Annotated in this window: 30 protein-coding genes; 26 read left to right on the top strand and 4 right to left on the bottom strand. The window is 60.0% G+C overall.

The genetic code is table 11. The annotated features are described in order from the left end of the window. Positions 1–133: 133 nt before the first annotated feature. The 6 genes from G3O01_RS22835 (at position 134) to moaD (ending at position 5786) form a co-directional block, all read left to right on the top strand. On the top strand, positions 134–1522 hold the full coding sequence (locus G3O01_RS22835; RefSeq protein ID WP_205807765.1) for a cytochrome ubiquinol oxidase subunit I: 1389 nt from the start codon (positions 134–136) through the stop codon (positions 1520–1522). Between the two features lie 4 nt (positions 1523–1526). Beyond that, positions 1527–2534: a cytochrome d ubiquinol oxidase subunit II gene (gene cydB / locus G3O01_RS22830; protein WP_205807762.1), complete on the top strand. Its 1008-nt coding sequence runs from the start codon at positions 1527–1529 to the stop codon at positions 2532–2534. Positions 2535–2637: 103 nt separating this feature from the next. Next, on the top strand, positions 2638–3549 hold the full coding sequence (locus G3O01_RS22825; RefSeq protein WP_205807746.1) for a bestrophin family protein: 912 nt from the start codon (positions 2638–2640) through the stop codon (positions 3547–3549). A 269-nt stretch (positions 3550–3818) separates the two neighbouring features. Beyond that, positions 3819–4871: a GTP 3',8-cyclase MoaA gene (gene moaA, locus G3O01_RS22820; protein WP_346779218.1), complete on the top strand. Its 1053-nt coding sequence runs from the start codon at positions 3819–3821 to the stop codon at positions 4869–4871. 46 nt (positions 4872–4917) lie between these two features. Further along, positions 4918–5484 carry a molybdenum cofactor biosynthesis protein MoaE gene (locus G3O01_RS22815; RefSeq protein WP_205807743.1) on the top strand — a complete coding sequence of 189 codons (567 nt, stop codon included), beginning with the start codon at positions 4918–4920 and terminating at the stop codon, positions 5482–5484. A gap of 44 nt (positions 5485–5528) precedes the next feature. Beyond that, positions 5529–5786: a molybdopterin converting factor subunit 1 gene (gene moaD, locus G3O01_RS22810; RefSeq protein ID WP_205807741.1), complete on the top strand. Its 258-nt coding sequence runs from the start codon at positions 5529–5531 to the stop codon at positions 5784–5786. 20 nt (positions 5787–5806) lie between these two features. Here moaD and G3O01_RS22805 read toward each other — a convergent pair whose 3' ends face one another. After that, positions 5807–7234, bottom strand: a complete 1428-nt coding sequence (locus G3O01_RS22805) for a PLP-dependent aminotransferase family protein (RefSeq protein ID WP_205807739.1) — start codon at positions 7232–7234, stop codon at positions 5807–5809. 372 nt (positions 7235–7606) lie between these two features. Here G3O01_RS22805 and G3O01_RS22800 point away from each other — a divergent pair, with 372 nt between their 5' ends. The 4 genes from G3O01_RS22800 to G3O01_RS22785 all read left to right on the top strand — a co-directional run bounded on the left by G3O01_RS22800 (position 7607) and on the right by G3O01_RS22785 (position 12057). After that, positions 7607–8563: a LysR family transcriptional regulator gene (locus G3O01_RS22800; RefSeq protein ID WP_205808194.1), complete on the top strand. Its 957-nt coding sequence runs from the start codon at positions 7607–7609 to the stop codon at positions 8561–8563. A gap of 174 nt (positions 8564–8737) precedes the next feature. Beyond that, the gene (locus G3O01_RS22795; protein WP_205807737.1) at positions 8738–9142 is read left to right on the top strand and encodes an Hsp20/alpha crystallin family protein; all 405 of its coding nucleotides are present in this window, start codon (positions 8738–8740) and stop codon (positions 9140–9142) included. Positions 9143–9165: 23 nt separating this feature from the next. After that, positions 9166–11565, top strand: a complete 2400-nt coding sequence (lon, locus tag G3O01_RS22790; RefSeq protein WP_205807735.1) for an endopeptidase La — start codon at positions 9166–9168, stop codon at positions 11563–11565. Positions 11566–11610: 45 nt separating this feature from the next. After that, the gene (locus G3O01_RS22785; RefSeq protein ID WP_205807733.1) at positions 11611–12057 is read left to right on the top strand and encodes an ester cyclase; all 447 of its coding nucleotides are present in this window, start codon (positions 11611–11613) and stop codon (positions 12055–12057) included. 45 nt (positions 12058–12102) lie between these two features. On the opposite strand, the gene G3O01_RS22780 is transcribed toward G3O01_RS22785, so the two are convergent. Next, positions 12103–12300 carry a hypothetical protein gene (locus tag G3O01_RS22780; protein WP_205807729.1) on the bottom strand — a complete coding sequence of 66 codons (198 nt, stop codon included), beginning with the start codon at positions 12298–12300 and terminating at the stop codon, positions 12103–12105. Positions 12301–12624: 324 nt separating this feature from the next. Between G3O01_RS22780 and G3O01_RS22775 the strand changes: the two genes are divergently transcribed. After that, positions 12625–12927 carry a DUF6566 family protein gene (locus tag G3O01_RS22775; RefSeq protein ID WP_205807728.1) on the top strand — a complete coding sequence of 101 codons (303 nt, stop codon included), beginning with the start codon at positions 12625–12627 and terminating at the stop codon, positions 12925–12927. A gap of 26 nt (positions 12928–12953) precedes the next feature. On the opposite strand, the gene G3O01_RS22770 is transcribed toward G3O01_RS22775, so the two are convergent. After that, positions 12954–13334, bottom strand: a complete 381-nt coding sequence (locus tag G3O01_RS22770) for a TraR/DksA family transcriptional regulator (RefSeq protein ID WP_205807727.1) — start codon at positions 13332–13334, stop codon at positions 12954–12956. A gap of 419 nt (positions 13335–13753) precedes the next feature. On the opposite strand from G3O01_RS22770, the gene G3O01_RS22765 reads away from it, so the two are divergent. From G3O01_RS22765 to G3O01_RS22705, 13 genes are all read left to right on the top strand, one after another. Beyond that, positions 13754–13978, top strand: a complete 225-nt coding sequence (locus G3O01_RS22765) for a hypothetical protein (RefSeq protein WP_205807726.1) — start codon at positions 13754–13756, stop codon at positions 13976–13978. Between the two features lie 48 nt (positions 13979–14026). Further along, positions 14027–14251 carry a hypothetical protein gene (locus tag G3O01_RS22760; protein WP_205807714.1) on the top strand — a complete coding sequence of 75 codons (225 nt, stop codon included), beginning with the start codon at positions 14027–14029 and terminating at the stop codon, positions 14249–14251. A 73-nt stretch (positions 14252–14324) separates the two neighbouring features. After that, on the top strand, positions 14325–14558 hold the full coding sequence (locus tag G3O01_RS22755; protein ID WP_205807712.1) for a hypothetical protein: 234 nt from the start codon (positions 14325–14327) through the stop codon (positions 14556–14558). A gap of 365 nt (positions 14559–14923) precedes the next feature. Beyond that, complete coding sequence (locus G3O01_RS45780) at positions 14924–15490, top strand: hypothetical protein (protein WP_205807725.1); 567 nt, start codon at positions 14924–14926, stop codon at positions 15488–15490. A gap of 94 nt (positions 15491–15584) precedes the next feature. Beyond that, the gene (locus tag G3O01_RS22745; protein WP_205807724.1) at positions 15585–15812 is read left to right on the top strand and encodes a hypothetical protein; all 228 of its coding nucleotides are present in this window, start codon (positions 15585–15587) and stop codon (positions 15810–15812) included. A 49-nt stretch (positions 15813–15861) separates the two neighbouring features. Further along, complete coding sequence (locus tag G3O01_RS22740; RefSeq protein ID WP_205807722.1) at positions 15862–16086, top strand: hypothetical protein; 225 nt, start codon at positions 15862–15864, stop codon at positions 16084–16086. A 48-nt stretch (positions 16087–16134) separates the two neighbouring features. Next, positions 16135–16359 (top strand): hypothetical protein, encoded by a 225-nt coding sequence (locus tag G3O01_RS22735; RefSeq protein ID WP_205807721.1) that lies wholly within the window; start codon positions 16135–16137, stop codon positions 16357–16359. 48 nt (positions 16360–16407) lie between these two features. Then, complete coding sequence (locus G3O01_RS22730) at positions 16408–16632, top strand: hypothetical protein (RefSeq protein WP_205807719.1); 225 nt, start codon at positions 16408–16410, stop codon at positions 16630–16632. A gap of 48 nt (positions 16633–16680) precedes the next feature. Beyond that, positions 16681–16905 (top strand): hypothetical protein, encoded by a 225-nt coding sequence (locus tag G3O01_RS22725; protein WP_205807717.1) that lies wholly within the window; start codon positions 16681–16683, stop codon positions 16903–16905. Between the two features lie 48 nt (positions 16906–16953). Beyond that, a complete protein-coding gene (locus G3O01_RS22720; protein ID WP_205807716.1) occupies positions 16954–17178 on the top strand; it encodes a hypothetical protein in 225 nt (74 codons plus the stop codon). Positions 17179–17226: 48 nt separating this feature from the next. Then, positions 17227–17451 (top strand): hypothetical protein, encoded by a 225-nt coding sequence (locus G3O01_RS22715; RefSeq protein ID WP_205807714.1) that lies wholly within the window; start codon positions 17227–17229, stop codon positions 17449–17451. A 73-nt stretch (positions 17452–17524) separates the two neighbouring features. After that, complete coding sequence (locus tag G3O01_RS22710; RefSeq protein ID WP_205807712.1) at positions 17525–17758, top strand: hypothetical protein; 234 nt, start codon at positions 17525–17527, stop codon at positions 17756–17758. A 496-nt stretch (positions 17759–18254) separates the two neighbouring features. Next, complete coding sequence (locus G3O01_RS22705) at positions 18255–19370, top strand: transglutaminase domain-containing protein (protein ID WP_205807710.1); 1116 nt, start codon at positions 18255–18257, stop codon at positions 19368–19370. Between the two features lie 107 nt (positions 19371–19477). Here G3O01_RS22705 and G3O01_RS22700 read toward each other — a convergent pair whose 3' ends face one another. Further along, the gene (locus G3O01_RS22700) at positions 19478–19642 is read right to left on the bottom strand and encodes a hypothetical protein (protein WP_205807708.1); all 165 of its coding nucleotides are present in this window, start codon (positions 19640–19642) and stop codon (positions 19478–19480) included. A gap of 368 nt (positions 19643–20010) precedes the next feature. On the opposite strand from G3O01_RS22700, the gene G3O01_RS22695 reads away from it, so the two are divergent. Both G3O01_RS22695 and G3O01_RS22690 read left to right on the top strand, forming a co-directional pair. Continuing rightward, complete coding sequence (locus tag G3O01_RS22695) at positions 20011–21060, top strand: proline racemase family protein (RefSeq protein ID WP_205807706.1); 1050 nt, start codon at positions 20011–20013, stop codon at positions 21058–21060. Next, the gene (locus G3O01_RS22690; protein WP_205807697.1) at positions 21060–22073 is read left to right on the top strand and encodes an aldo/keto reductase; all 1014 of its coding nucleotides are present in this window, start codon (positions 21060–21062) and stop codon (positions 22071–22073) included. Before G3O01_RS22695 ends, G3O01_RS22690 begins: the two co-directional genes overlap by 1 nt. Positions 22074–22076 lie beyond the last annotated feature (3 nt).

The raw sequence follows: 22076 nt of genomic DNA, 5'->3' as shown, positions 1-22076 counted from the left end.
GCTTGAGGGCAGAACGGCAGGCCACGTGCGCGAAAAGCGCTTCGTCGTCCGGCGCGGTACACGGGTCACGTCACATTCGATCCTGGCGAGTCAGTCCGCGAATGTCGTCATCAACGGGAGCTATTGACCGATCATGGAAATCTTCGACGCCTTTCATCTCGCCCGGTTGCAGTTTGCGTTCACCGTATCGTTTCATATCGTCTTTCCGGCCATCAGTATCGGCATGGCCAGCTTTCTCGCCGTGCTCGAATGGCGCTGGCTGCTGACGGGCGATACCGCGTACAAGGACATGTTCCTTTTCTGGTCGAAGATCTTTGCGGTCGGATTCGGAATGGGCGTGGTCTCGGGCGTGGTGATGGCGTATGAGTTCGGCACCAACTGGAGCGGCTTTTCCAGCATTGCCGGAAATATCACCGGCCCGCTTCTCACCTACGAAGTATTGACGGCGTTTTTCCTGGAGGCAGGTTTTCTCGGCGTGATGCTGTTCGGCTGGCATCGCGTGAGTCCGCGTGCGCATTTCTTTGCAACCTTGATGGTGGCAGTCGGCACGCTGATCTCCACATTCTGGATTCTCGCGTCGAATAGTTTCATGCACACGCCGCAAGGATTCGCCATTGAAAACGGCCGTATCGTGCCCGTCGACTGGTTCAAGGTGATCTTCAATCCGTCGTTTCCGTATCGCCTTGCGCATATGACCATTGCCGCCTTCATCGTGGCCGGTTTCATTGTCGCCGCCTGCGGCGCGTGGCATCTGTTGCACGGCCGACGCGACAAGCCCGTGATGCGCAGCTTCTCGATGGCATTGTGGATACTGCTCCTGCTCACGCCAATCCAGATCCTGGTAGGCGACGCGCATGGCCTCAATACCCGCCAGTATCAGCCTGCGAAAATCGCGGCAATCGAGGGCTTATGGGAAACCGAAAAAGGCGGCACCGCGCTGAATCTGATCGGTTTTCCCGACATGGACGCCGAGGTCACGCGATACGCCATTCAGATCCCGCATCTGGGCAGCCTGATCCTGACGCATAGCTGGAGCGGTGAAATTCGCGGGCTGAAGGAGTTCCCGCCTCAGGACCGACCCTATTCGCCCGTCATTTTCTGGACCTTCAGGCTCATGGCCGGTCTTGGCATGCTGATGTTGCTGACTGCGCTGGTCGGTCTGCTGCTCAGAATACGCGGCCAGCTCTATGAGACGCGCTGGTTTCAGGGCTTCGTATTCTGCATGGGACCGTCAGGCATCGTGGCGCTGCTTGCCGGCTGGATCACGACGGAAGTTGGCCGTCAGCCGTGGACGGTCTACGGCGTACTGCGCACGATAGATTCCCTGTCGCCAGTCGACGCCCAGCAGGCCGGCGTGTCGCTGCTTATCTTCGTGCTCGTTTATTTCCTCGTATTCGGCGTTGGCGTGTACTACATGCTGATGCTGATGAAGCGCGGCCCTGAGGAACATATCGAGGCCCGCGAGCAGCGCAAGCATCCCGTATTGCACAACCGCGCGCTCGAAGCGCTGGAAGGAGAATGACACCATGCAAATCGACCTTCCTGTCGTCTGGGCCGCGATCATCGGACTGGGTGTGTTCATCTACGTGATGCTGGACGGATTCGATCTCGGCATCGGACTTCTGTTTCCATTCTTCGAAGCGAAAAACGACCGGCAAGTGATGCTCAATACGGTAGCGCCCGTCTGGGACGGCAACGAAACATTCCTCGTGCTCGGCGGTGCGGGACTGTACGGTGCGTTCCCCGTTGTCTATTCGACGCTGCTGCCCGCCAACTATCTTCCGTTGATCCTGATGGTCGTGGGCCTGATCTTCCGGGGAGCGGCGTTCGAACTGCGCGGCAAGGCCAACCGGACGCAGCATGCGTGGGATCTCGCATTCATCTGCGGCTCGGGGCTCGCCGCGCTCTGCCAGGGGATCGTGCTGGGCTCGCTGTTGCAAGGGATCAAGATCGCCAACGGACGGTTCGTCGGCGGCCCGTTCGACTGGCTTTCGCCCTTCAGCCTGTTCTGCGGGATAGGCGTGCTCATCACGTATGCGACGCTTGGATGTGGCTGGCTGATCCTGAAGACAGATGGCGACCTGCAACGCAACATGCGTTCGTTGATGAGACCGCTCGTGTGCGTGCTGCTCGCGGTGATAGGCATCGTGAGCCTGTGGACACTGATTGGCTTGCCTGCCGTAGCGCATCGCTGGTTCGGCAGTGGCAACCTCGCGTGGTTTCTCCCCGTGCCGATCCTCGTGATCGCCTGTGTGTGGGGCATTCTCCGTTCAGTGCGCCTGCAACACGAAGCGATGCCGTTCCTCCTCACGCTCGCGATCTGCTTTCTTGGTTACAGCGGCTTGCTGATCAGCATCTGGCCGAACATCGTGCCACCGTCGCTCACGATCTGGGAGGCATCGTCGAGCCGTTCAAGCCAGATGTTCGCACTGGTTGGCACCGTGATCATTCTGCCCATCATCCTTGTTTACAACGCGATGCAATATCGTGTGTTTCGGGGCAAAGTGCGGGAGGGAGATCCGGGCTACCACTGAACCAGCCCACTATTGCGCAGGACATGAACGGGCATGTCCTTCCAGCTACCAGCATGACGTCTGCGCTGGTGGCGGATCCATTCATATAAAAGAAGAGCACGTCATGATCTTGAGACCGAGACAGAACTGGTTCAGCTTGCTGTTCGTCTGGAACGGTTCCGTATTGCAATCGATTATTCCCCAGCTTGTGTTCATGGCGGTCGTCAGCACTCTGGCCGTCTTCACGCAAGGACGAATCTTTGGCGAAAAGATCCCGCTTAACACGACACCTTTTACGCTGTTCGGCCTGACACTTGCGATCTTCCTCGCATTCCGCAATACCGCGAGCTATCAACGATTCGACGAGGCACGCCGGCTCTGGGGCAACCTGTTGATCGCCGCTCGCGATCTCACGTCACAGGTGCAATGTTATGTGCCTGAGAGCGACGAGAGACTTTCTATCGCGCGTACGCTGATTGCGTCCGTCTACGCACTGAAGCATCAATTGCGGGGCACGGATCCGGACACCGATTTCACGCGCCTGCTCGGAGCCGGCCGCGCCGGGAAATTGCGGGAGCTTCGCTACCGGCCCGTTGCGCTTCTCAAAGAGGTCCGTCGCGAACTGGCCGATCTGCAAAGTATGGGATCGATCTCCGATACGAAGCTCTGGATGCTGAATGCGCAAGTGAACGAACTCGAAAAGTGCGTGGGCGGATGCGAACGCATTGCTTCCACCCCCATTCCGTTCGCCTACAACGTGCTGCTGCATCGCACCGTCTACACCTATTGCGTCTTGCTGCCGTTCGGCCTCGTCGATTCGACGGAATTCTTCACGCCGCTCCTTTGCGTATTCATTTCCTACACGCTGATCGCCCTCGAAGCAATCGCCAGCGAAGTTGCCGAGCCGTTCAGCGTTGCACCGAATGCACTCGCGCTCGATGTGATGACACGCAGCATCGAACGGTCGGTTCTCGAGCTATGCGGATGCGAACTGCCCGACGAGGTCGTACCCGTGCGCCCCTATCAATTCACGTGAATCAGGGCCAATGCGCCCCTGAATATCGTTGGACATCACGCAAAACCGCCCGGTCAGAGCCGAACTGTGCTGCTTGGATTGGGCCACGACTGTGTATGCAGCGAGATCAAATGCCGCACTATTCTGAGCGCGCTGGGCATTCGTGAAGCGCCGGTCGCCGGTGTAGCTCACGGCTCAGCCAACCTTTTCGCGCACCGCTTAGCTCTGGATTGATCGTGAACGCCATCCTCGACCGTGCACCACAGGCAGACGCCGGATCCGGCCGTCCCGTGGCTATCGACGCATCCACACCGACGATCGACAAACTCAATCGCCCGTTGAAGGATCTGCGTCTGTCCGTGATCGATCAATGCAACTTTCGCTGCACGTACTGCATGCCGCGCGACATCTTCGACGCGGACTATCCGTTCATGCCATCCGCAGAGCGCCTGTCGTTCGACCAGCTGGAAAAGATCGCGCAAGCGTTTGCCCGGCTCGGCGTCGAAAAGATCCGCATCACCGGCGGCGAACCGCTGCTGCGGCGCGGGCTCGAATTCCTGATTGAGCGACTGGCAAAGATCGAGACGGCAAGCGGCAAGCCGATGGAACTCGCCCTGACCACGAACGGCTCGCTGCTCGCGGCGAAGGCCCGCTCGCTGCGCGACGCCGGGCTCGATCGCGTGACGGTGAGTCTCGATGCAATCGATAACGACGTTTTCCGCCGCATGAGCGACGTCGAGATGCCCGTGAGCCGGATACTTCAGGGGATCGAGGCGGCGCAGGCCGTCGGCTTTGCGCCCGTCAAGGTCAATACGGTGGTTGAGCGCGGCGTCAACGACAGCCAGATCCTGCCGCTCGTCCGTCATTTCAGGGGCACGGGTGTGACGGTCAGATTCATCGAATACATGGACGTAGGCGGCGCCTACGCCTGGTCCAATGCGACGGTTCTGACGGCCCGCGAAACGCGCGAAATCGTCGAAGCGGAATTCCCGCTGGTGCCCGTAACCCGTCATGACAGGACGGCCACTGCGGAGCTCTACCGGCATGCCGACGGCACGGGCGAGATCGGATTCATCGCGAGTGTCTCGGAACCGTTTTGCGGGTCGTGTTCGCGTGCGCGGGTATCGGCCGATGGCCAGCTCTATACGTGCCTGTTCGCCACGCAAGGCAAGAGCCTCAAGCCCTGGCTCGCCGACAGCGCGTCCGTTGACGAATTTGCCGACGCGGTCCGCGAACAATGGATCAAGCGCGACGACCGCTATTCGGAATTGCGCACGATTCGACGGGAACAACGCTCCGGCAAGATCTATCCGTCGGTGCGCATGTCGCTGGTTGGCGGCTGATACGCCCATTCCGGCCAGCCCCGCCGACAATCACCCGAGAACCATCATGACAGCATCGTTCGAACGTGAAGGCATACAGCCCGACAGGCAGTGCTATCCAGAAGCCCGGCAAGACGCCGATGAAACCAGCCCGGCCATTTCGCGCGGCACGATCGCAGCGGGCTTCGAAGTTCGCGTGCAACAGGCACCCATCGACGTTCAGGCTGAAATCGTGCCCGTCATGCGCAATCCTCGCGTGGGTGCGGTCGTCAACTTCATTGGCGTCGTGCGCGAGAGCGGCGATTTCGATGACGTCGTCGCGCTCGAACTGGAGCACTACCCGGGCATGACCGAACAGGCGTTGTGGAGCATCGTCGAGGAAGCGATGGCCCGATGGCAGCTCGATACGGCGAAGATCGTGCATAGGACGGGACGCGTCGCGCTGGGGCAGCCTGTCGTACTGGTGCTCGTTGCCGCCCAGCATCGAGGTGCGGCCTTCGACGCATGCGAGTTCCTGATGGACTTCCTCAAAGCGCATGCACCGTTCTGGAAAAAGGAAATCAGACGCGACGGCGAGCGCAGATGGGTTGACGCGAAGACGCACGACGAACAGTCGATGCTGCGCTGGGGCTAACACCCGCTGCTCGCGCGCCGCCGCTGTACAGCAGGAGCACAACAATGGAACTCACCATCCGGTATTTTGCGAGCGTTCGGGAACAGGTCGGCCTGACGTCCGAAGTCATCCACGTCGACTCAGAGGAACTGGCAATCGACAGTCTGCGCGCCAGGCTCGCCTCGCGGGACGAACGCATGGCGCAAGCCCTGCAGGCGGGTCGCCCGATTCGCATTGCGGTGAATCACGAGATGGTCGGCAGCGGGTTTGTCGTGCGCGAAAACAGCGAGGTCGCGTTCTTTCCGCCCGTCACCGGCGGTTGACGACATCACAGTCCAGCTTGCTAGCGGGCACAAACAGCCGCCAGCTTGCCGATCATGATTACAGCCTGCTCGATTTCGGTGGTCCACGGACTGCTGTAGTTGAGACGGATGAAGTTTCTATACGTCGCCTCCGACACGGAAAACATATATCCGGGTCCGATGGTGATGCCCTCATCGAGCGCGAGATTGTAGAGCCGCATCGCATCGACCTTGGGCGGCAGTTCGATCCACAGCACGTAGCCGCCTGCGGGATTCGAGATCCGCGTGCCTTCCGGAAAGAAACGCGACACCACGACCTTCATCAGATTGGCCTGCTGTGCATAGGCCTTTCGAACCCTGCGCAGATGATGTTCGTAGCCATCGCGTTCGAGGTATTCGGCGATTGCCTGCTGGGGAATTGTCGGCGACGTCAGCGTGTTCAGGAACTTGAGCTTTTCGACCTGATCGCGATAGCGACCCGGCAACGCCCAGCCAATGCGGTACGCAGCCGTGAGGCTTTTCGAAAACGACGAGCAATGCAGCACCAGGCCTTTCCTGTCGTAGCCCTTCAACGTGCTGGGGTGCGAGTTGCCGAAGTACAGCTCGTTGTACACGCCATTTTCGATAATGGGGATATCCCGCTTCGTCGCGAATTCGACGAGTTCGCGCTTGCGCTCGTCAGGCATCTGAAATCCTAGCGGATTCTGGAAGTTCGGCATGACCATGCACGCAGCGACAGGCTGCGAGTCCGCAATAGCAGCCAGCGCTTCGATATCGATGCCGTATTCGGGGTGCGTCGACACCTCGATCGCCTTCATGCCCAAACGTTCGATCGCATGAAGCATCGCGTAGAAGGTCGGCGACTCGACCGCAATCACGTCCCCAGGCTTCGCGACAGCCTGAAGGCAGAGATTGATCGCCTCGGTCGCGCCGACCGTGATGATGACCTCGTTTGGATCGACAGCCATGCCGTTTTCGAGGTAGCGACGCGCAATCTGGCGCACGAGATTCGGATTGCCGGGCGGCAATGCGTCCGTTACGCCCCATCTCGACTTGCCGCGCCCGATATCGTACGCATAGCGGTTGATCCGTTCGAACGGAAACAGGCTGGGATCGGGGTACGGCGAACCGAGCGGCAACGCATCGTCAACGCCAATCGAGCGCAACGTCGAGAGGACCAGCCGGCTGACATCGACCGACGACGAGATCGGAATCGGTCTCGACGCGCGCAGATCGAGCGCCTGCCGTTCTTCTTCACCGCCCCGGAAGTTGGCGAAGTAGCCCGACTGCGGTCGGCTAGTGAGCAACCCGCGGCTTTCCAGCAACAAATACGCCCGAATCACGGTAGAGATGCTGATCCGGTGCTGCTGACTGGTCTGACGCACGGATGGCAAGCGCTCCCCGTGACGGTAGACACCCTGGCGGATCAACCGCTCGATGTCGTCTGCGAGTTTTTCGTAAATATTCATCAGACGTGTCCCTGACACTGTACTGGCCGGGAGAAGAGCACAGCCCAACCCTCCCGCAAGCCGCCACTGGCCTGGTTCCGGGCGGTATCGAGATCCTAGCAAAACTGTACTGATTCCCGCCGCCCCGATTTGTGCCCACTGCGATGGACGGGCGCGCTTTACCCTTGGCTTCATCGTGCATCGCTTCACCTCTCGACAGTGCAAGCCGATGCGTAACTATCGGAGGCGCGTCATGTACGGGACAGCAAAGAACGACACAAACATCGCATCACGGGAACAGGATCGGGGCCGTACCGTCGATGAGTGGCTGGAACGGCGAAACCCTTCGAGTTTCGAACTGCGCGCCGCTGGAGCGAAGGCAGGGTGGACGCCATGAACCTGCTGGAGAGCATGCGGATCTACACCCGAGTGGTTGAGCGCGGCAGCATTTCGAGCGCTGCACGCGACCTCAATATTGGCCAACCCGCGGTAAGCGAGCGCATCGAGCGGCTCGAAAAATATCTGGGCTGCCGCCTGCTGCTGCGCAGCGCACGCGCATTCAACTGCACGCCCGAAGGCCTGGCCTTCTACGAGCGCAGCAAGAAGATCCTGTGCGCCGTCGAGCAGGCCGTCGCTGAAGTCTCGAACGACGAGCAGGACCTCAGCGGGACCATACGCATTGCGGCGCCTCACTGCTTCGGCGAGACCGTCGTGCCCGAGGCATTGAAGTTCATCCGCGCGACCTATCCTCAACTGGATCTCGATCTCGTCCTGAACGACAAGGTCGTCGACCTCGTGACGGAAGGTGTCGACATCTCGTTTCGCCTCGGACAACTTGGAGAAGGCGCGTTCATTGCCTGCAAGCTCGGCCAGATCGATCGCGTGCTGGTGGCCGCTCCCGAATACCTGAAGAAACACGGCCCGATCTGCAAGCCAGGCGACCTGACGAACCATCCATTCATTCGCGTGCAAAGCATGTTCGGCTCGGATCAGTTGCCGCTCAAACATGTTGACAGCGTCGTGGAAAGTGCGCCCATTCATCCGGCGGTCAAGACGAGCCATTGGCGACCGATGTACGAACTGATCCTCGCCGGTGTCGGTATAGGCGTGATCGAAGAGCCCGCCTGCGCGGCCGCACTCGCGGACCGCACGCTGACGCGGATATTGCCGGAATTCAACGTGCCGCCGTTCGATCTGCACATCCTGTTTCAGGCACAACGACCCATTCCTTCGCGGGTACGGATGATCGTAGCGTTGCTGAAAAAATGTACCCCGGCGATCCTCGGACGCGCAGGCACCGACGCGGGTGAAACGGCACATCGAATCGAAGCGCTGCTCGACGAGAGTTGATTCACCCTCTTCCGATTGTTGATATCGGAAGAAGTGCATGACGCATGCTTCGGCGGGAGCCGGCGCGGGTTGGCAGGTTCTTTCGGCTCGCCTCGCGTGCTTGACAGGTGTTCACGCTTCGCCTTTGATGAATGAACAGTCGGCACGGCCGGCTGATCAGGCAGGAACCCGGCCATGACAACGCCCATTCATACCGCACTGCTGGAAAGCGCCATCGATGCCATCGAACGTGCCGAGCGATTGCATCGTCAGTTTTTCCGGCTGGCGGGCCAGCAGTCCCGCACTCCCGTATGGGAACCGCCCATCGAAGTATTCGAACACGACGGCCAGCTGGCCATCGTGGTCGCATTGCCCGGCGTGCATCCCGATCACGTGAATCTGACCTTCGAGGGCGAGATGCTCACCGTGGTTGCGGAAAGAAAACTGCCGCAAGGCTTCGCGGTGGGCGCGGTGCATTGCATGGAAATTCCTTATGGCCGCTTCGAGCGCCGCATACGCCTTCCGGCCGGACACTTTCGGCTTGTACAGCGCAACGCCGAACACGGTTGTCTGTTGCTGGAACTCGAGCGACTCGGCTAACCGCCGCGATTCAAGGAACGAAGATGAGCACGGACAGCGAAAGCGACGCTCCCGAATCCGGTTCTGCGAGCCTCGAAACGGCCCCCGAACCGGCACTCCCTCAGGACAACCTGATCCTGCTTCCTGTACGGAACGCCGTGCTGTTTCCGGGTATGGTGCTCCCGTTGGCGGCGGGACGCGGGCAAAGCAAGGAGGACGTGCAGGCGGCCATCAAGCGCCAGCAGCCGTTGGGCATCGTGCTGCAACGTGACCCACAGATGCAGGATCCGTCTTTCGACGGGCTCAATACGGTCGGCACCGTGGCGAACGTGCTGCGTTATGTCACGAGTCCCGAGGACGGCGCGCATCACCTGATCTGCCAGGGTGTCGAACGCTTTCGACTGATTGCGCCGGTGAACGGACTGGGCTACCGTGCAGCCCGTGTGGATTACCTGCCCGACAAGGAAACCGATGACCCCGCCGTCGCCGCGCGCGCACTGGTGCTGAAGGAGCGCGCGGGAGAAATGATTGGCTTGCTGCCCCATGCCGGCGGCGAACTGGTGAAAGCGCTGGACGCGATCGATTCACCCGGTCTGCTGGCCGACACCGTGGCGGGTTTGATCGAGATATCGCTCGAAGCCAAACAGGAGATTCTGCAAACCCTCGAGTTGTGCAAGCGGCTCGACAAGGTGCTCGACGCGGTCGCGGGGCGTATCGAAGTGCTTCGCTTGTCGCGCGAAATCGGGGACCAGACGCGTAGCCGCATCGACAAGCGTCAGCGCGAGATGATGCTGCGCGAACAGTTGAGGACCATACAACACGAACTGGGCGATGACGTCGAAGGCCAGGAACAGGCGCGCAAGCTGACCGAGGCGATTGCGAAGGCCAATATGCCGCCCGACGTCGAAACGCATGCCCGCAAGGAACTCGCCCGGCTGGAACGGATGCCGGAGGCTTCTTCCGAGTATTCGATCAGTGTGAGCTATCTGGAATGGCTGACCGAACTGCCGTGGCAACTTCCGCCCGAAGCGCCCATCGACATCGCGCGGGCGCGAAACATCCTCGATGAAGCGCATTTCGGCCTCGATAAGGTCAAGCGCCGCATCCTCGAATACCTTGGTGTCAGAAAGCTCAATCCGCAAGGCAGGGCGCCCATTCTGTGCTTTCTGGGGCCACCAGGGGTAGGCAAGACGTCATTGGGCCAGAGCATCGCGCGGGCGCTGGAGCGGCCTTTTGTGCGCGTGAGTCTCGGTGGCGTGCATGATGAGGCCGAGATTCGCGGTCATCGGCGTACCTATATTGGCGCGATGCCGGGAAATATCGTCCAGGCCATCCGCAAGGCAGGCGCGCGCAACTGTGTGATGCTGCTGGACGAACTCGACAAGCTTGGACAAGGTGCGCATGGCGACCCTGCTGCTGCCATGCTGGAGGTGCTGGATCCCGAGCAGAATGCCACGTTCAGGGATAACTACCTGGGCGTGCCGTTCGATCTGTCCGCTGTCGTGTTCGTGGCTACCGCTAACCAGCCGGAAGGCATTCCCGGTCCGCTGAAAGACCGCATGGAGGTGCTAGATCTGCCGGGATACACAGAGGCCGAGAAGTTCGAGATCGCGCGGCGCTACCTTGTTCCGCGTCAGCTGGAAGCCTGCGGCCTCACATCAGCGCAATGCGATCTGCGCGACGAGGCGTTGCGGTCCATCATTCGCGACTACACCCGCGAAGCCGGCGTGCGCAGCCTGGAGCGGCAAATTGGTGCGGTATTCCGGCATGTCGCATTACGCGTGGCGGAAGATCCTGCCACGCGCGAGAAGATCGAACCTGACAATCTGCCGTCGATACTCGGATATCGCCGCTTCGAGAGCGAAGTGGCGATGCGCACCAGCATGCCGGGCGTGGTGACGGGACTCGCGTGGACACCCGTTGGCGGCGATCTGCTCTTCATCGAAGCGAGCAGCACGCCAGGCGGCGGCAGGCTGGTCCTGACCGGTCAGCTGGGCGATGTGATGAAGGAAAGCGCACAAGCGGCGATGACATTGGTCAAATCGCGTTGTGACGCGCTTCATATCGACTGTACGAGCTTCGACAAGCGCGACATTCACGTCCATGTGCCCGCTGGTGCGGTCCCGAAGGACGGCCCGAGTGCGGGCGTAGCCATGTTCATTGCGATCGCGTCGCTGCTGATGGGACAGGCCGTGCGCAGCGATTGCGCCGTGACGGGCGAAATCAGTCTGAGAGGCGTCGTGTTGCCTGTCGGCGGGATCAAGGAAAAGGTTCTGGCCGCTCTGCGCGGAGGCATCAAAACGGTATTGCTACCCGCGCGCAATGCGGCGGACATCGAGGACATTCCCGCCGATGCACGCAGCCAGTTGCGCTTCGTGCTGCTTGAGACCGTCGATGATGCGGTGCGCGAGATCATTGAACCCAGCGCGCCGAAGTCTGCCTAGCACATGTTGTCACGATCAACTCAACACTCCGGAGAGCAGTAGACCATGACCCAGGCAATCAGCGAAGACGTTGTCCACACGACCATCAATGCGTTCTACCGGGCTTTCGCCGAGAAAGACGTCGACCTGCTACGAGAGGTCGTGACGCCGGACTGGGAATATCTTCCGGAACCGTCGGGTGCAAAGCCAGGTGCCGATCAGATGGCGGGCCCATTTGCCCGAATGGCCGTCGCGCTTCCTGACATGAAAATTACGATTCTCGATCTGTTGATCCACGGAGACCGGGTCGGTGTTCGCGCTGAAATTACGGGAACCCAATCGGGAGAATTGCTTGGCATCGCGCCGAGCGCAAAGCAGATCAAATTTGCCATTCACTCGTTTCATCAGTTGCGCGGTCCGCTGGTTGCCAAAACCTGGCATCTGGAAGACTGGATGTCCGTGTTCAAACAGATTGGTCAACTACCCACAACGCTCGACGTGCATCCCGTCTGAATCGTCATGCGGCGCATTCTGGCGAGTGAAAAGGCGCGTGAAAACTCACGCGCCCAGTTCCTGAAAAGCATGACCGTTTTTATTGAGCTCGGCCAGAATGGTGGGAGTGAGTTCACTCTCCCATACGTGTCCTTCGAACTGCCATTCCTGCGGATTCGCAAGATCAGTCAGGCCTGCCCCGTTTCGAACATATAACCCAAGTGTCGGCTTCTTGAGGTTGATGTAGAAATCGAATTCCTGCATTTTGGAAACTCCATGGAATCGCTTTAATGATGCATTGCTGCAGAAACCAGTAGATGAAACGGAAGCACAAGCAACGCTGTGCCGACTACGCCGAGTAGCCATAACGCTACGAACCAGAACATGCGTTTCACGAACGTGTTATCAGGATCGCTGCCTGCTTTCGACACGGCATCCTCCGGCATATTGGTGAACATGCATAAGCATAGGTCAGCATCCGGATACGATGGCTCCGATAGCAGATATCGGTGAACAAAACGGATACGCCGCCGATCAAAACAATCGTGATCGGCACCGCACATTGTCTCTGTTCAGGCGAAATCACTGATGGATACGAGCACCTCTTTCCCCGATGGCTTTCTGATTACGGTTCGACCAGAACGCAACGCGTATGGTGCATGGGTCGCGCATTTAAACATCAGCCGTGGTGGCCAGACGGTTGTCGATACGCGCCCGGAAACGATTCAACCCGAGTGGTCGACCGAAGAAGAAGCGATCCGCGACGCGACTGAGTGGGGGCGTCGTTATATCGATCACCACTTCGGAGAGCAGCAACCCCGATCGTGGGTTGTTGACCGCTCTCGCGCTGAACAGTGGTTTGAAGGAATCGAAGAGAAAAAAGACCGTTGATGCGACTGACGCGAAGGCATCAGCGTCTAATTGCCCGAGTCCCGTTTTTCTTGCTCCTGGACCGTCAGGATAGCCTCCGGTACCGCTTTGAGCCTCTCGACCGGGATTGGGTCACCGCTCAGGTCCGAAAAGCCATAGGTTCCATCCGCGATTTTCTGCAGCGCGCGTTCGATGTCGCTAATCCTTAGATCATTTACATTACGCAGGTTCTGGTTGATTTCCTGCTGCGCCATCGCCTGCGCCGCGTCCTCGAACTCTTCAGCTTCGCTGCCGTGCTGCTCCTGATCCATACGCTCGTTTGCGATCGTGTTCTCTTCCCCACCAAGCAACGTTTGCCGCAAAGCGTCGAGACGCTCGCGCTGCTGCTCGAGAAATTCTTTGCTCAACGTCTCCCTTTGATCCGACATGACGTGTCTCCTGATTGACCTGACGCATTGAGTTGCATCTCGCGCCCAACTGGCACCTCGATGATGAACGAACGTGGCGCCGGCGAGCAAGACGGCTTTGACGCGTCCTTATCATGCTCGCAAAAAATCGGGGAGCGTATGGTGCACGCGATAGCGCGACAGCCGCATTGCCTGCTGTTCGATTCAAGCCGACAGCTTCAAGGGGATCTGTTTGCGAAACGCAGACCTACTTCTGTACTGATCCCTCTGCAAAAGGAGCCTCCGAGAAAGACAATCGCATAAATCTCTATTATTTTCATATAGTTAGCCATGTCTTGCCGAGTGTTCGGCACGACTGGCACATCCCATGCATATGTAGCAGCGAGCGCAAACAAATCGTGCTCTTCCAACCCGAAACAACTGATCCAAGGAGATTGACCATGAGCTCGCTGACCATCAAAGACCTCTCGCACAACGCAGAACTGTCCGTCGAAACGCTCGCCTCCGTACGCGGCGGCAGCAACTACAACGTCGGCAACATCAATGCCGCATTCGGCGGCGGCTTCGCCAGCCCGGGCGTCGTAGTCGCACCCGTCACGCAGACCGACACGAAGGTCGTGATCCCGACGATCCAGAACTTCGGCGGCCTGCAGGCTGTGCTGTAAATCACAAACGCTTCGAACTCTTTCCGCACCCCATCCAGGAGACTGACCATGAACTCGCTGACCATCAAAGACCTTTCGCATAACGAAGAACTTTCCGTCGAATCGCTCGCCTCCGTGCGTGGCGGCAGCAACTACAACGCCTTCAATACGAATGCGGCATTCGGTGGTGGCTTCGCCAGCCCGTCCATCGTGGTGGCACCCGTCACCCAGACCGACACGAAGGTCATCATCCCGACGATCCAGAACTTCGGCGGCCTGCAGCTGGTCAAGTAAAGCAACACACACGGGAGAGTCCGCCGCGTGCATGCTCTCCCGTCCAACAACACGCCACACCTGGAGTTTCACCATGGCCTCGCTCGCAATCACGGACCTTTCGCATCATCAGGCACTGTCCAACGACGCGCTGTCCGCGGTGCGCGGCGGCAGCAACTTCAATTTCGGCAACGTGAACGCGGCGTTCGGCGGTGGTTTTGCCAGCCCGGCTATCGTGGTTGCGCCGGTCATCCAGACCGATACGAAGATCGATATTCCGACGCTGCAGAATTTCGGCGGCCTGCAGTTTCTCAAGGGCTTGCTGTAAGTCCTCGGCGTGAAACAGCCGTCCCCATATAAAAACGTTTGTCGGGTTCCACCGATCCCTTCGAACAGTTCGAGACAGCGCCACAGCACGGGGTAAGCATTCAGAAAAGATGTGCGCCAGAACTTCCTTCTGAGAGGAATGCCGTCGGGTCTTGTCCCTTGACGGCCTCAGGCCCGCCAGTGCGTTCTCCGCTGGCGGGCCTCCTTGTTTGTTGAACGTTGGTCGCGACCGGATCCTGGTATGCGATTACGTACCTGTTCAGGCGCCGGTCATCGCGCAGGCGCACAGACGCATCGTCGCGCATCGCGAGCGCGGCGCTCCCCCCGCGCAAACGAAATCACCGTCAGCACAATCATCCCGCGTTCATGCCGGCCGATGAGCGTCGTCATATCGATGCTGTCGGGCCGCTGCCGCGCTTCGGCCGCATCGAGCACCGGCGTGCTGCCCTTTCGCGCGATATGCATAGCACCAGGCACTGGACGCAACACAAATTGTGCGACACGGTCTGTGGAGCGCAGATGGCGGATTTCCGCCAGTCGCTGATGCCGGTCGGCGTCGGAACACTACGCGAGAAAATCGCCGGCCGCTCGCGCGCACGCACGACGCGTGTGCGGGTTTCTGACCGCCGATGCAAAGAACTCAAGGAAGCACACGCCTGCCAGGTTTGCCGCTTCTTCCTGGCGCTTGTGGTGCGATGTATGCCCGCACTCGCGCGTTTCAGGACGTTGCAGTTCATCCGCCGTGCAAAGCGCATTCGTCATGGAAACGGCCGCATTACGTGCTGTTCGATTCAAGCCGACAGTTTCAAGCTGATCTGTTTGCGGGACGCAGACCTACTTTTGCGCAGGTTCTCTTGCCAGCGGGCCTTTCGAGAAAATCCATCGAATAAATATCTTTTGTTTTCATATAGTTATCGCCATCTCACCAAGTGAGCGGCACGACTGGCACACCCCATGCGTATGTAGCAGCGAGCGCAAACAAATCGTGCTCTTCCAACCCGAAACAACTGATCCAAGGAGATTGACCATGAGCTCGCTGACCATCAAAGACCTCTCGCACAACGCAGAACTCTCCGTCGAAACGCTCGCCTCCGTACGCGGCGGCAGCAACTACAACGCCTTCAACACGAATGCGGCATTCGGTGGTGGCTTCGCCAGCCCGGCCATCGTAGTCGCACCCGTCACGCAGACGGACACGAAGGTCGTGATCCCGACGATCCAGAACTTCGGTGGCCTGCAAGGTGTTGTGCTGTAAATCGCAAACGCTAAGTCCTCTTTTTCGCACCCTATCCAGGAGATTGACCATGAGCTCGCTGACCATCAAAGACCTCTCGCACAACGCAGAACTTTCCGTCGAAACGCTCGCCTCCGTACGCGGCGGCAGCAACTACAACGTCGGCAACATCAATGCCGCATTCGGCGGCGGCTTCGCCAGCCCGTCCATCGTGGTCGCACCCGTCACGCAGACCGACACGAAGGTCGTGATCCCGACGATCCAGAACTTCGGCGGCCTGCAGGCTGTGCTGTAAATCGCAAACGCTACGTCCTCTTTTCGCACCCTATCCAGGAGATTGACCATGAGCTCGCTGACCATCAAAGACCTCTCGCACAACGCAGAACTGTCCGTCGAAACGCTCGCCTCCGTACGCGGCGGCAGCAACTACAACGTCGGCAACGCAAACGCCGCATTCGGTGGCGGCTTCGCCAGCCCGGCCATCGTGGTAGCACCCGTCACGCAGACGGACACGAAGGTCGTGATCCCGACGATCCAGAACTTCGGCGGCCTGCAGGCTGTGCTGTAAATCACAAACACTTCGCACTCTTTCCGCACCCCATCCAGGAGACTGACCATGAACTCGCTGACCATCAAAGACCTTTCGCATAACGCAGAACTCTCCGTCGAAACGCTCGCCTCTGTACGCGGCGGCAGCAACTACAACGTCGGCAACATCAATGCCGCATTCGGCGGTGGCTTCGCCAGCCCGGCCGTGGTAGTCGCGCCCGTCACGCAGACCGACACGAAGGTCGTCATCCCGACGATCCAGAACTTCGGCGGCGCGCAGGCTGTGCTGTAAATCACAAACGCTTCGAACTCTTTCCGCACCCCATCCAGGAGATTGACCATGAACTCGCTGACCATCAAAGACCTTTCGCATAACGAAGAACTCTCCGTCGAATCGCTCGCCTCCGTACGCGGCGGCAGCAACTACAACGTCGGCAACATCAATGCCGCATTCGGCGGCGGCTTCGCCAGCCCGGCCGTGGTAGTCGCACCCGTCACGCAGACGGACACGAAGGTCGTGATCCCGACGATCCAGAACTTCGGCGGCGCGCAGGCTGTGCTGTAAATCGCAAACGCTTCGAACTCTTTCCGCACCCCATCCAGGAGATTGACCATGAACTCGCTGACCATCAAAGACCTTTCGCATAACGAAGAACTCTCCGTCGAAACGCTCGCCTCCGTACGCGGCGGCAGCAACTACAACGTCGGCAACATCAATGCCGCATTCGGCGGCGGCTTCGCCAGCCCGGGCGTCGTAGTCGCACCCGTCACGCAGACCGACACGAAGGTCGTGATCCCGACGATCCAGAACTTCGGCGGCCTGCAGGCTGTGCTGTAAATCACAAACGCTTCGAACTCTTTCCGCACCCCATCCAGGAGACTGACCATGAACTCGCTGACCATCAAAGACCTTTCGCATAACGAAGAACTTTCCGTCGAATCGCTCGCCTCCGTGCGTGGCGGCAGCAACTACAACGCCTTCAATACGAATGCGGCATTCGGTGGTGGCTTCGCCAGCCCGTCCATCGTGGTGGCACCCGTCACCCAGACCGACACGAAGGTCATCATCCCGACGATCCAGAACTTCGGCGGCCTGCAGCTGGTCAAGTAAAGCAACACACACGGGAGAGTCCGCCGCGTGCATGCTCTCCCGTCCAACAACACGCCACACCTGGAGTTTCACCATGGCCTCGCTCGCAATCACGGACCTTTCGCATCATCAGGCACTGTCCAACGACGCGCTGTCCGCGGTGCGCGGCGGCAGCAACTTCAATTTCGGCAACGTGAACGCGGCGTTCGGCGGTGGTTTTGCCAGCCCGGCTATCGTGGTTGCGCCGGTCATCCAGACCGATACGAAGATCGATATTCCGACGCTGCAGAATTTCGGCGGCCTGCAGTTTCTCAAGGGCTTGCTGTAAGTCCTCGGCGTGAAACAGCCGTCCCCATATAAAAACGTTTGTCGGGTTCCACCGATCCCTTCGAACAGTTCAAGACAGCGCCACACCACGGGGTAAGCATCAAGAAAAGATGTGCGCCAGAACTTCCCTCTGAGAGGAATGCCGTCGGGTCTTGTCCCTTGACGGCCTCAGGCCCGCCAGTGCGTTCTCCGCTGGCGGGCCTCCTTGTTTGTGTGGGGCGCTGCAACGCCGGGATAAGTGCACTTGTGTGCGCGTGACACCAACAGATATCGCGTGCCTGTTGGGCCACCGGATTCATTCGGGCGTTCGCAGCATCCCGACATAAAACACAATTTCCCGTTTAATCAATAGCTTGGAGTGGCACGACGAATTGGCACGTCCCATGCAATGTTGGTTTTCAAGCCACCGCTGCCTTGCGCCACATGGCGCAAACGGCATCGGGAGGCTTCGAAATACCGGCTGCATCGACGTCTGGTGTGGCTTTCGGGAGTTCCAAATGCCGCTCGCTCGATTGCTCCGCTGCTTTCTCCAGTGCTCGCTCGCCGCCGCAGTGCTCTTGCCCGCCGTCGCGGGCGCCGCGAGCCTGCAGGCCGCATCGCAACGCTATGCGTCCGGCACACACGGCTCGGACGCCGGCGAATCGACCACGCCTCGTGCACTGAAAGCGGGTATCGAGCGCCTGCGCGCCGGGACCTGGTGGGAGGCTAATCGCAAGATCCGCCCCGAACTCGCGCAAGTCGGCGATCTGATGTTCCTGCTGCCGCTTGCCGACAGAGACCTCGAACCATCGTCGGATGCGGTCGGCCGCGTGCAGCGCCTGCGCGAAGCGCTGCGCAGTCACGTGACGCACGAACCCGCCGGCTGGCCGCGCCTCGTTGCGCAGGTGCGCGCAGAGCGCGTGAAGGCCGGCGATGCATCAGCCGTGCTGCTCGCCGACGCGCTCATCAACGAAGTCCGCTACCGCGACGGAACCGACGGCACCTACTATTCTCCGGCACGGTTCTTCGCCGAGAGCGGCGTGTGCAAGGACTTCGCCGTCGCCAAATACCTGCTGCTGCGCGACGCGGGTTTCGACATCGCGCGGCTGCGTCTCGTGTCGCTCGCGCCGCGCTACAACAACACGCCGGACGACTGGCACGTCATCCTCGTCGTGCAGATCAACGGCGCGAGCGAACCGCTTGCACTCGATTCACCGAGCGCCCCTACGGCGAAGCGCGCCGGCAATACGGCCAGCGAAGCATCGGCTTCGAGCGGCCCGTCCGCGCTGCTCGGCGCGATCCTCGCCGGCCGCGAGCCCGCCGACGCGGTATTGCGCGCGCCCGCCGGACCGCTCGCCACATCGCTTAGCCGATCGGGCCAGGCGCGGCGGCCGCTCGCGACAGTGTTCAACGAGCAGGGCAGCCGGTCGTTCGAACGCGCCGCGCCGGCAGCGCCACGGCGCGCGTCGGCGGCCGGGCGAGGCGCAAACGCGATGTATGTCGACGAGATGGGCGAGCCGTGGAAAGTCGATAGCTCCGGGACGTTTCCGAAATGGCGTGTCGCCGTTGATCAGGTCGATGTGCTGGCGAAGCCTGGTCCGGCGGAAGGAATGATGCGCGTAGCGGCACGCTGACCGAGGCGTCGGCCTTTGCGGAAATTGCCCGGTGAGTTGCTCAGCGACCGCTTTCAACGACAAAGCGGCCCGTCTCTGTCGCTCCGACGAGACTATCGCCCTGAGCATCAGGCGTGCTGAGACAACCCCGCCTCGATCCCGGCGTCGACACCTTGCCATCCCCTCATCATCGCGCTGACTTCAACGTCGAGCCATTCGCGAAACTCGGTATATTCCGGGCGCATCCGCGCGTTCCTGTGCGCGGCGAGATAGTGATAACGCTCGTGGAACACGAGCGCCTCCGTTGCGTCCTCTCCGTTGCGTCCTCTCTGTAGCGTCAAATCAGCGTAACGCGCCAAATCGGCCGATCCCGCTACTTTTTTGTATGGCTGTTCCCATACTTCTGGTAATGGGTGCGCGCGGCCGAATGATCAGACATGGCGTGCCCGTCTCGAACGCCACGGGTAACGACTGCTAGCCGCCCCGCGTCCATTACCAAACGTGTGGGATCAGCATCAGGATTTGTTCACGAAGCGCTGGATTTGTACCAGTACGCTGTGTTCCTGAGCATGGCGGGGCGCAACGCGAGGATCGCGTCGACTTCGGCGAACGGCGCCGGCGCCGGCGCAGTGCTCATCATCGATAGAAAGGAGAATCGGCGATGACGTTCAAGAGAACGTTTCAGACAGTGGAGACGCACGCGGGCGAGCCCATGCGGGTAATCACGGGCGGCGTCCCTCACATTCCGGGCAATACCGTGTACGAGCAGATGAAGTGGCTCGAACAGAACGACGATCAGATCCGGATGCTGATGCTTCGGGAGCCGCGTGGCTACCCGCCGGTATGCTGCAATCTCGTTGTGCCCGCCAAGCACCCGGATGCGGCCGCTGGATACATCATCATGGAGCAGACCGAATATCCCGTGATGAGCGGTGGTAACACGATCTCCGTGGCAACTGCATTGCTGGAGACCGGAATGATCCCGATGCACGAACCCGTGTCGGAGTTCTTTCTGGAAGCGCCCGCGGGCCTGATCGGCATCAAGGCGGACTGCAAGGACGGCAAGGTCACTCAAGTGACCTTCAGGAACGTTCCAGCGTTCGCCGCCTATCTCGATACCGTGATCGACGTGCCGCATCTCGGCAAAGTGACGGTGGACGTGGGTTGGGGCGGCATGTTCTACGTCATCGCCGACGTGCGACAGTTCAAGCACCTGAAGCTCGAACCCGAGTATGGACGCGAGATCACCCGCGTGTCAGCGCTGATACTGAAGGCGGCTCAGGATCAGCTTCCGGTTGCGCATCCCGACTATCCCGGCATCGGCATCACAGTGTCCCAATTGTCCGGGCCGACCGACAACCCACACGCGGACTGGCGCAATACCGTCACCGTTCAGAACGCACCGATCGACTTCGATCACCCCGCCACCTGGACCGGCGCGCTCGACCGTTGCGCATGCGGCACCGGCACGTGCGCGAAGATGGCGACGCTGTATGCAAAGGGTGAGTTGAAGCTGAACCAGCCTTTCCGTCACGAAGGCATGCTCGGAGTCGTCTATACGGGAAATCTTGTCGACGAGGTGCGGATCGGCAATCGCACAGCGGTGGTGCCGACAATTTCCGGCCGGTCATGGATCTACGGCTTCAATACTTATGTACTCGATCCGACCGATCCTTTTCCGAACGGCTTTACTGTCGGGGATATCTGGTGATGAATCCTGTAGCGAGACAAAGATGGCCGCGTTCCGGCCTCGAAACGACCGTGATGGGCTTCGGTGCGGCCCCGCTCGGCAATTTCTTCAGCGCGATGAGCGATAGCGATGCCGCCACGCTCATCGAAGCCACATGGCAGGCAGGTATCCGCTACTTCGATACGGCGCCGAGTTACGGACACGGCTTGAGCGAAGCGCGCTGCGGCCAGGGTCTGCGCTGGTACCCACGCGATCAGTTCGTTCTCTCGACCAAAGTCGGGCGGCTGCTGACACCGCGAAAGCGTGAGGAGATCGACTTCACGCCATGGGTCGACGGACTGCCCTTCGAATGGCACTTCGACTATAGCTATAACGGAACAATGCGTTCGATCGACGACAGCCTGCAGCGCATGGGTCTGGATCATATCGACATCGCGCTGATTCACGAAGTCGACGCCTACACGCATGGCCCGCGTCAACCCGAGATCTTCGAAGCGGCGATGTCGGGAGCGGCAAAAGCGCTGCTGCGCTTGCGTGATGAAGGCGTTGTCAAGTCGATCGGCGTGGGCGTGAATGAATGCGACGTGGCGGAGGCCGCGATCGAGCGCAACGACTTCGACTGCGTGTTACTGGCGGGCCGTTACACGCTGCTTGAACAGGACGCGCTCGACACGTTCTTGCCGATGTGCGAGCAGCGAGGGGTATCGGTGATCGTGGGCGGCGGCTACAACAGCGGCATTCTCGCGACCGGCGCCGTGCCCGGCGCGAAATACAACTACGCGCCGGCAACCGAAGCGATTCTCGAACGTGTGCGCAGAATCGAACAAGTGTGTCGTGAATTCGACGTGCCGCTCAAGTCAGCCGCATTGCAGTTCGTGGTGGCGCATCCGGCGATTCCAACGATCATTCCGGGTGTGCGGAGCGTTGCACAGCTCGACGAGAATCTGCGGACCTTTGCAGTCGACATTCCGTCCGCGTTCTGGTCGGAACTTCGGCGCCTGGAACTCATTCGACCCGATGCACCAACTCCGTAAAAA

Source organism: Burkholderia sp. Ac-20365, assembly GCF_017104715.1.
In the GTDB taxonomy this organism is placed as follows: domain Bacteria; phylum Pseudomonadota; class Gammaproteobacteria; order Burkholderiales; family Burkholderiaceae; genus Paraburkholderia.
Note: the sequence above shows the minus strand (reverse complement) of the source record. Positions and strands in the feature narration are given on the sequence as shown.

Excerpts from the sequence above, each read along its gene's own strand:
- G3O01_RS22815 (WP_205807743.1), top strand. The coding sequence starts at position 4,918 with ATGACAGCATCGTTCGAACGTGAAGGCATACAGCCCGACAGGCAGTGC.
- cydB (WP_205807762.1), top strand. The coding sequence starts at position 1,527 with ATGCAAATCGACCTTCCTGTCGTCTGGGCCGCGATCATCGGACTGGGT.
- G3O01_RS22770 (WP_205807727.1), bottom strand. The coding sequence starts at position 13,334 with ATGTCGGATCAAAGGGAGACGTTGAGCAAAGAATTTCTCGAGCAGCAG.
- G3O01_RS22740 (WP_205807722.1), top strand. The coding sequence starts at position 15,862 with ATGAGCTCGCTGACCATCAAAGACCTCTCGCACAACGCAGAACTTTCC.
- G3O01_RS22730 (WP_205807719.1), top strand. The coding sequence starts at position 16,408 with ATGAACTCGCTGACCATCAAAGACCTTTCGCATAACGCAGAACTCTCC.
- G3O01_RS22710 (WP_205807712.1), top strand. The coding sequence starts at position 17,525 with ATGGCCTCGCTCGCAATCACGGACCTTTCGCATCATCAGGCACTGTCC.
- G3O01_RS22715 (WP_205807714.1), top strand. The coding sequence starts at position 17,227 with ATGAACTCGCTGACCATCAAAGACCTTTCGCATAACGAAGAACTTTCC.
- G3O01_RS22735 (WP_205807721.1), top strand. The coding sequence starts at position 16,135 with ATGAGCTCGCTGACCATCAAAGACCTCTCGCACAACGCAGAACTGTCC.
- G3O01_RS22800 (WP_205808194.1), top strand. The coding sequence starts at position 7,607 with ATGAACCTGCTGGAGAGCATGCGGATCTACACCCGAGTGGTTGAGCGC.
- G3O01_RS22835 (WP_205807765.1), top strand. The coding sequence starts at position 134 with ATGGAAATCTTCGACGCCTTTCATCTCGCCCGGTTGCAGTTTGCGTTC.
- G3O01_RS22775 (WP_205807728.1), top strand. The coding sequence starts at position 12,625 with ATGGATACGAGCACCTCTTTCCCCGATGGCTTTCTGATTACGGTTCGA.
- moaD (WP_205807741.1), top strand. The coding sequence starts at position 5,529 with ATGGAACTCACCATCCGGTATTTTGCGAGCGTTCGGGAACAGGTCGGC.
- G3O01_RS22765 (WP_205807726.1), top strand. The coding sequence starts at position 13,754 with ATGAGCTCGCTGACCATCAAAGACCTCTCGCACAACGCAGAACTGTCC.
- G3O01_RS22825 (WP_205807746.1), top strand. The coding sequence starts at position 2,638 with ATGATCTTGAGACCGAGACAGAACTGGTTCAGCTTGCTGTTCGTCTGG.
- G3O01_RS22725 (WP_205807717.1), top strand. The coding sequence starts at position 16,681 with ATGAACTCGCTGACCATCAAAGACCTTTCGCATAACGAAGAACTCTCC.
- G3O01_RS22780 (WP_205807729.1), bottom strand. The coding sequence starts at position 12,300 with ATGCAGGAATTCGATTTCTACATCAACCTCAAGAAGCCGACACTTGGG.
- G3O01_RS22690 (WP_205807697.1), top strand. The coding sequence starts at position 21,060 with ATGAATCCTGTAGCGAGACAAAGATGGCCGCGTTCCGGCCTCGAAACG.
- G3O01_RS45780 (WP_205807725.1), top strand. The coding sequence starts at position 14,924 with ATGCCGGCCGATGAGCGTCGTCATATCGATGCTGTCGGGCCGCTGCCG.
- G3O01_RS22745 (WP_205807724.1), top strand. The coding sequence starts at position 15,585 with ATGAGCTCGCTGACCATCAAAGACCTCTCGCACAACGCAGAACTCTCC.
- G3O01_RS22755 (WP_205807712.1), top strand. The coding sequence starts at position 14,325 with ATGGCCTCGCTCGCAATCACGGACCTTTCGCATCATCAGGCACTGTCC.
- G3O01_RS22695 (WP_205807706.1), top strand. The coding sequence starts at position 20,011 with ATGACGTTCAAGAGAACGTTTCAGACAGTGGAGACGCACGCGGGCGAG.
- G3O01_RS22760 (WP_205807714.1), top strand. The coding sequence starts at position 14,027 with ATGAACTCGCTGACCATCAAAGACCTTTCGCATAACGAAGAACTTTCC.
- G3O01_RS22795 (WP_205807737.1), top strand. The coding sequence starts at position 8,738 with ATGACAACGCCCATTCATACCGCACTGCTGGAAAGCGCCATCGATGCC.
- G3O01_RS22705 (WP_205807710.1), top strand. The coding sequence starts at position 18,255 with ATGCCGCTCGCTCGATTGCTCCGCTGCTTTCTCCAGTGCTCGCTCGCC.
- G3O01_RS22785 (WP_205807733.1), top strand. The coding sequence starts at position 11,611 with ATGACCCAGGCAATCAGCGAAGACGTTGTCCACACGACCATCAATGCG.
- G3O01_RS22720 (WP_205807716.1), top strand. The coding sequence starts at position 16,954 with ATGAACTCGCTGACCATCAAAGACCTTTCGCATAACGAAGAACTCTCC.
- G3O01_RS22805 (WP_205807739.1), bottom strand. The coding sequence starts at position 7,234 with ATGAATATTTACGAAAAACTCGCAGACGACATCGAGCGGTTGATCCGC.
- lon (WP_205807735.1), top strand. The coding sequence starts at position 9,166 with ATGAGCACGGACAGCGAAAGCGACGCTCCCGAATCCGGTTCTGCGAGC.